This is a genomic window from Acidovorax sp. HMWF018 (assembly GCF_003061035.1).
Taxonomy (GTDB): Bacteria; Pseudomonadota; Gammaproteobacteria; order Burkholderiales; family Burkholderiaceae_C; genus Acidovorax; species Acidovorax delafieldii.
Genome location: NZ_QAIM01000592.1, coordinates 13,494 through 18,784, shown reverse-complemented (window position 1 = coordinate 18,784; position 5,291 = coordinate 13,494). Strand labels below are relative to the sequence as shown.

At 56.1% G+C, this 5,291-nt stretch carries 6 protein-coding genes; 4 read left to right on the top strand and 2 right to left on the bottom strand.

Annotated elements, in window-relative coordinates; all coding sequences use genetic code 11:
* Positions 1–271: P1 family peptidase (locus DBR23_RS25250; protein ID WP_199227800.1), on the top strand; the 271-nt coding region annotated here is incomplete at its 5' end.
* Positions 272–743: 472 nt separating this feature from the next.
* Here DBR23_RS25250 and DBR23_RS25240 read toward each other — a convergent pair.
* Positions 744–1,682, bottom strand: a complete 939-nt coding sequence (locus DBR23_RS25240) for a LysR family transcriptional regulator (RefSeq protein WP_108499943.1) — start codon at positions 1,680–1,682, stop codon at positions 744–746.
* Between the two features lie 118 nt (positions 1,683–1,800).
* Between DBR23_RS25240 and DBR23_RS25235 the strand changes: the two genes are divergently transcribed.
* Together DBR23_RS25235 and DBR23_RS25230 are read left to right on the top strand one after the other, a co-directional pair.
* A complete protein-coding gene (locus DBR23_RS25235) occupies positions 1,801–2,199 on the top strand; it encodes a 4-oxalocrotonate tautomerase family protein (RefSeq protein WP_094290820.1) in 399 nt (132 codons plus the stop codon).
* Between the two features lie 61 nt (positions 2,200–2,260).
* Positions 2,261–2,734, top strand: a complete 474-nt coding sequence (locus DBR23_RS25230) for an anti-sigma factor (protein ID WP_108499940.1) — start codon at positions 2,261–2,263, stop codon at positions 2,732–2,734.
* A 378-nt stretch (positions 2,735–3,112) separates the two neighbouring features.
* Here DBR23_RS25230 and DBR23_RS25220 read toward each other — a convergent pair whose 3' ends face one another.
* Positions 3,113–4,597 (bottom strand): SIR2 family protein, encoded by a 1,485-nt coding sequence (locus tag DBR23_RS25220; RefSeq protein ID WP_108499939.1) that lies wholly within the window; start codon positions 4,595–4,597, stop codon positions 3,113–3,115.
* Between the two features lie 354 nt (positions 4,598–4,951).
* Between DBR23_RS25220 and DBR23_RS31745 the strand changes: the two genes are divergently transcribed.
* Positions 4,952–5,291 (top strand): winged helix-turn-helix transcriptional regulator (locus DBR23_RS31745; protein ID WP_369882167.1); only part of this gene is annotated, 340 nt, incomplete at its 3' end.

Sequence of the window (5,291 nt, the reverse complement as noted above, 5' to 3'; positions counted from 1 at the left end):
GCCCAAATGGGCGGCGCAAGAGGCCACAAAATCCAAAAAATGGCGTCTTCCGCGTTCGCGCGGGAAATTTCGAGGGCTTGTTCAGCGTAGCCCTAATGATGTCATCACACCGCTGTTCCAGGCCGCAATGGAAGCCACCCAGGAGGCCATTTACAACGCGATGCTTAAAGCACAAACCATGACAGGCAGCGGGGGGCGCACGCTACAAGCCTTGCCACTCGACAAAGTCAAAGAAGTTCTTCAACAACACGGCATCAAGCCGAAGCGTTAAAAAATTACGAACCGTTTGCTGAGCCACGTACCCCTTCTGAACCCTCTGCACATGTTCTACAAGGTTTGCGAGCGGACGGTTAGTTAGAGCCCTGACAATCCAGCCGCGAGCGGAGTAGTTTGGGCCAGAGAAACACCACCTCACGCGCAAGTGGTTGTTCCCTAGATGCGATCTGGTTGCCAGCGGCTCAGGACTAGTTGGTCTTGCACATGCCTGCCAACTTTTCACTTTATGCCGCGTGAGGAGCGCGTGCCATGGCGGCAGAGATCCAGCGGCGGCTCAAGCCCGGGCCGCGGGTGGAGGCGCATCTGAGCGTGGCGGAGGGTGCAGGCCGTGGCGGCCAACAAGGCGTGTCAGGTGGTGTCCGGCACGCACGCGGCCAGGGCGGCGGACAAGTCTCTCTTGCGGCTGGGTCCCGCAGCCTCCCGCCGCCCGCCTCCGGCCAGGCAGCAGGTGGCGCATGCCAAAAAACTCAACGCACAGGCGCCAGCGTCCACCGTTCCTTCGCTGCCTTGGTCAGAAAATCAATCACCGCCTTCACCCTGGCCGCATTGCGCCGGCCTGGTGACGACACCGCGTACAGCGTGTGCACGGTGCGGGACGCAAATGGCGCCAGCACCTCGACCAACCGGCCCTGCGCCGCATCGGTCGCGGCGAGCGCGCTGGACAACATGCCGATGCCCGCGCCGCTCACCAGTGCGTGGTGCACCAGGGCCGAAGTGCTGGCGGCCAGGCGCGAGCGCACGGTCACCTCCAGCGGCTTGCCTTGTGCATTGCGAAACACCCAGGTCACGGCCGGGCCCTGCGCGGTGTGCGTGACGGTGTGGTGCTGCTGCAGCTCGCTGGGGTCGGCAGGCGTGCCGTGCTGTTCCAAATATCCAGGGGCCGCGTACAAGCGCCGCTCGAACCGGCCCAGTTCGCGCGCCACCACCAGGTCGCTGTGGCCCACAGTGGTGCGCAGCGCCACGTCGATGCCCTCCGTCACCAGGTCGGCCACACGGTCATCAGCCAGCAGCTCCACCCGCAGCGCGGGGTAGCGCGCCTGCAGGTCCGCCAGGTGGGGAAGCACCAGCGCTTCGCAAATCTCCTGGCTGGAGGCCAGGCGCAAGGTGCCCGCCACGCGGCTGCGCTGGTCCGACAGCGAAGCCCCAATGTCCTCCAGCTGCGCCAGCAAGGCACGCGCTTCCTGCGCCAGTTCTGCGCCCTCGGGCGTGGCCGACAGGCCGTGCGTGGACCGGCGCAGCAAGCGCACGCCGTAGCCGGCCTCCAGCCGGTCCACACCGCGCGCCACCACCGACACCGCCACATCCATCTCACGCGCCGCAGCAGAAAACGAGCGCAGGTCGAGCGACCGCACCAGCCACCGCAGGTCGGCCGGATCGGGGAGGAAGGAGCGGGGTTCTTTTTTCATCGTGCGCGCCTTTGCGTGCGGAGCAAAAGCCATTATCGCCACGGGAGGTTTCCGTGGCGGGGCGCAATTTCTACAGTGAAGGCTCGTTCAACCCCATGAGTTTTTACAGGAGCCCTCCATGCCCATCCTCAACGTCAAAGTGTCTGCCCAACGCACGCCCGAGCTGTCTGCCCGCATTGCAGAAACCCTGCTTGACCTGACCACCCGCGTGCTCGGCAAGCGGCGCGACCTGACGGCCGTGGTCATAACCTTTGTGGACCCGGCCGACTGGTACGTCGCCGGCCGGTCGCTGGCCGACCTCAAGCAATCAAGCTTCTACTTCGACGTCAAGGTGGTGGACGAGACCAACACCAAGGCTGAGAAGGCGCGCTACATCGCCGAGGCGTTCGCAGCCTTCGAGGGCCTGCTGGGCGCGCTGCACCCCGAGAGCTATGTCTACGTGCAGGACGTGCGCGCCGCCGCGTACGGCTTTGGCGGCCGCACGCAGGAATACCGCCACCAGCACCCCGAGCAATAAGCAGGCAATCAAGCAATCAAGCAAGCCATCAACCAATAGCCACTTACCCAGGAGCAGCGACATGACGATGACGACAACGAACAACCACCTTGCCGATTTGATCGTGGCCCAGACGCTGGAGCGCGCGGGCCTGGCGGATTGGATTCCTGAAGGCGAAGGCAAGTGGTCCCTGCCCATTCAGTTCTTGCCCGACGATGCCGGTTGGGTGGAACTGATGCGCCTGTTGCCCGGCACGCGGCTGGGCCTGCACCGCCACACAGGCGAGGTGCACGCCCTGACGCTGGCGGGCGAGCGCCGCCTGAACGATGGCCGCGTGGTGCGGCCGGGCGACTACATCCACGAGCCTGCTGGCAATGTGGACTGGTGGGAGGCGACGGGTATCGAAGAGCTGCTGGTGCATGTGGTGGTGAAGGGCAGCGTGGAATACCTGGGGCCCCACCACACGGTGCTGCAGCGGATTACTACGGCGGACCGCCGGGCGGACTACGAACGCTGGTGCGAAGCGGTAGGTGGGTTGCCGCGAGATTTGCGGTAGCGGCCCGGCCGGGCGGGGCAATCTATGCATTGCAGGCAAGCATACTCCGCGTAAATATGAGTAAAAGATGGCTCTAGCGCTTACTGGTAAATCGCAATTAGCTATCAAATACAGAGCAAAATTTATAGCCCTTCCGTCGCGTGCTGGTGGTGGGCGCCGGTTTCGGGCTGGAGCTGGAAGACATGGCGCGGTCGCATCCCGGCTGGCGGTTTAACAAGGGCGCGGGACAAGGTGGCAGCTGAACTGGCGCCGGAGGAGGATGACACTGTTTTGCGTGAGGCGGGGTTCAGCGATGTGCGGATGTTTTACGTGGGGTTGCGTTGAGGGGGGTAATTGTCAAAATTATTTAACATTCGAAGGGCATTGGGTAATAATTTATTATATGGTTTTTGATATTTCTTGTAATATCAATGGGATTTCATCATATTTCTCATACCATATTATATTAACGCCAAGCTCGCGAAGAACTTCCTCGTTGAGTTTGTGGTGTCTGTCGAGGAATTTCTTAATTACCAAGTTTGGCGCTCTAACCGCAGGCTTTCCATCTTCTGTTGAAAAATTATCATAAGTGATTCGCTTCATGAATGCGAAGTGTTTCGGTCGGTCGGTAGACTTTGCGGAAATTTCTAGTAATCTTCTAAGGTTTGGGTCGGTAAGCGAGAGTCCAACCATTAAGCACGTGGTTTCTTTTAGGCTGTTTAGTTGTATGAGATTTGACCAATGATATGCTTCTCTATAAATGTGGTGGTAACCCTCTTCGGAGAAAACTAGTGTTGTTTTGTTTATATTTTGGTACTTGCCTCTGTTCTCTGGCAGGAAGCCGTGAACATGATATATGGGGAGTTCTTCGGTTGAGGCTATATCCACTTCTTCAAATATGCTTTTGTATGAAAAACCTCTGGACTCAATTTCTTTTTCTATTAAATCGTCAAAATTGTAAGTAAGAACCGCTCTAACTTTCGCTCCTGTTCGAGTCGGAGCGCATAGATTCGCTATTGATTTTATTAACGGGGAGCTTAGAGAGAATTTTTTATTTCTTAAGCCGTATAGTTGTTGTGTTACGGCTTCAATGAACTTGCCCTGTTCTGACTGCGAGTCGGCAGTAATTCCTTTTCTTATGTATCTGGCTAAGGTAATTGCTGACGGCCCATCAATATGCCTTAGACGCTTAACGATGCTCGCAATCTGATCTTGATCCGCGTTTTTTCCACCAACGCCGTCTTCCGTCAACATTGAAACAAATAAAGAGTTTAAGAGCGTATCCCAATCAGGTAGTCCGGCACTGCTCGAAACGCCAGCACCCAGTAGTAATGAAAAGCGACCGGAAATATAGCTCTCTCTAACTGCACTGGTAACTGATTTGCGCTGTTCTTTCCAATCATCTTCCTTACCCTCTATCGCCACTCTCAGGCGGTTGGAGAATAGATTGTTTGCCAGTTCTGACGATACATCTTGATGCTTGTTGACTAATTCTTGGATTTCTTTGGATCCCCAGAATATTACTCTTAAAGTGGGCGAAAGTCTTTTTGCTGCCTCTATTTCATTCCCGATTAAATTTGTTGAAATGAAGAGTAGTGAGCCAGATTTTAAGTGGATATTTTTGTCATAACGAATGACTTCCCTTAGAACTTTTGTTGAACTTAGTGATTTTACGATTTCAATGTAAACAGGTCCCGGAATATCGGCGAAACCATCTGGCGCTACGGCATCACTTGCTGAAATGTTATTGCCTGAGTGGTGAATGAATGTTTGACCCCTGCTATTGGCTTCAGCTTGCAATAATTTAATAATAAAAGATTCAAATAGATAATGTCCGCCGGAGCCAAAGCTGGATAGTCTCTCTTCTAAAACTGCTAAATCCATGATTTATATTCTTTTATTGGTTGATTGTGGTTTTTGCAACGTCTTGGTGGCTGGCTGCAATGCTCGCAGTGAGCCTCAAACTTACGACGACTGGCCGATGTGGTGGCAATAGCTTATAGCGGACGACTCCAAATCACGAACAATTTTTGGCTTGTTTCGTCATTCCTTCGACGAAATTCTCGGATGTCCCGTATTACAAAGTATTGTCTCGATGAGCATCGGTCCCAACTACTTTTTTACTTTGGACAAATTTTGGTCAAAGTTCAGTCTTGCCCGGCCAAAGTAGACCGCATAGCATCCCTGTCAAGCACCCCCCCATGAGGTGCTGCACAAAAACATGACAGGAGACAAGCCTTGCCATCCACCCGCTGGAGTCACTGCGGCGCCGAAGACCTGGGCGTCTTGCAGACCATCTTCTGGTCCGCAGGCGCGTCGCGCAATGCGCTGGCGCAGCGCCTCGCGTATTCCAAAAGCAAGGCCAACGCCATGGTTGCGGCGCTGCTCGATGAAGGCCTGCTCGACGAGGTGGGCCTGCAGGAATCCTCTGGCGGCCGGCGGGCCGAAACCCTCCGTTTAAGCGAAACCCTGGGCGTGGTGATTGGCGCCGACCTGGGCGCGACCAGCATGCAAATTGCCATCATGCGGCCCGACATGGCGGTGCTGGCGCGGCACCGCGAGCCCATCGATGTGCGCC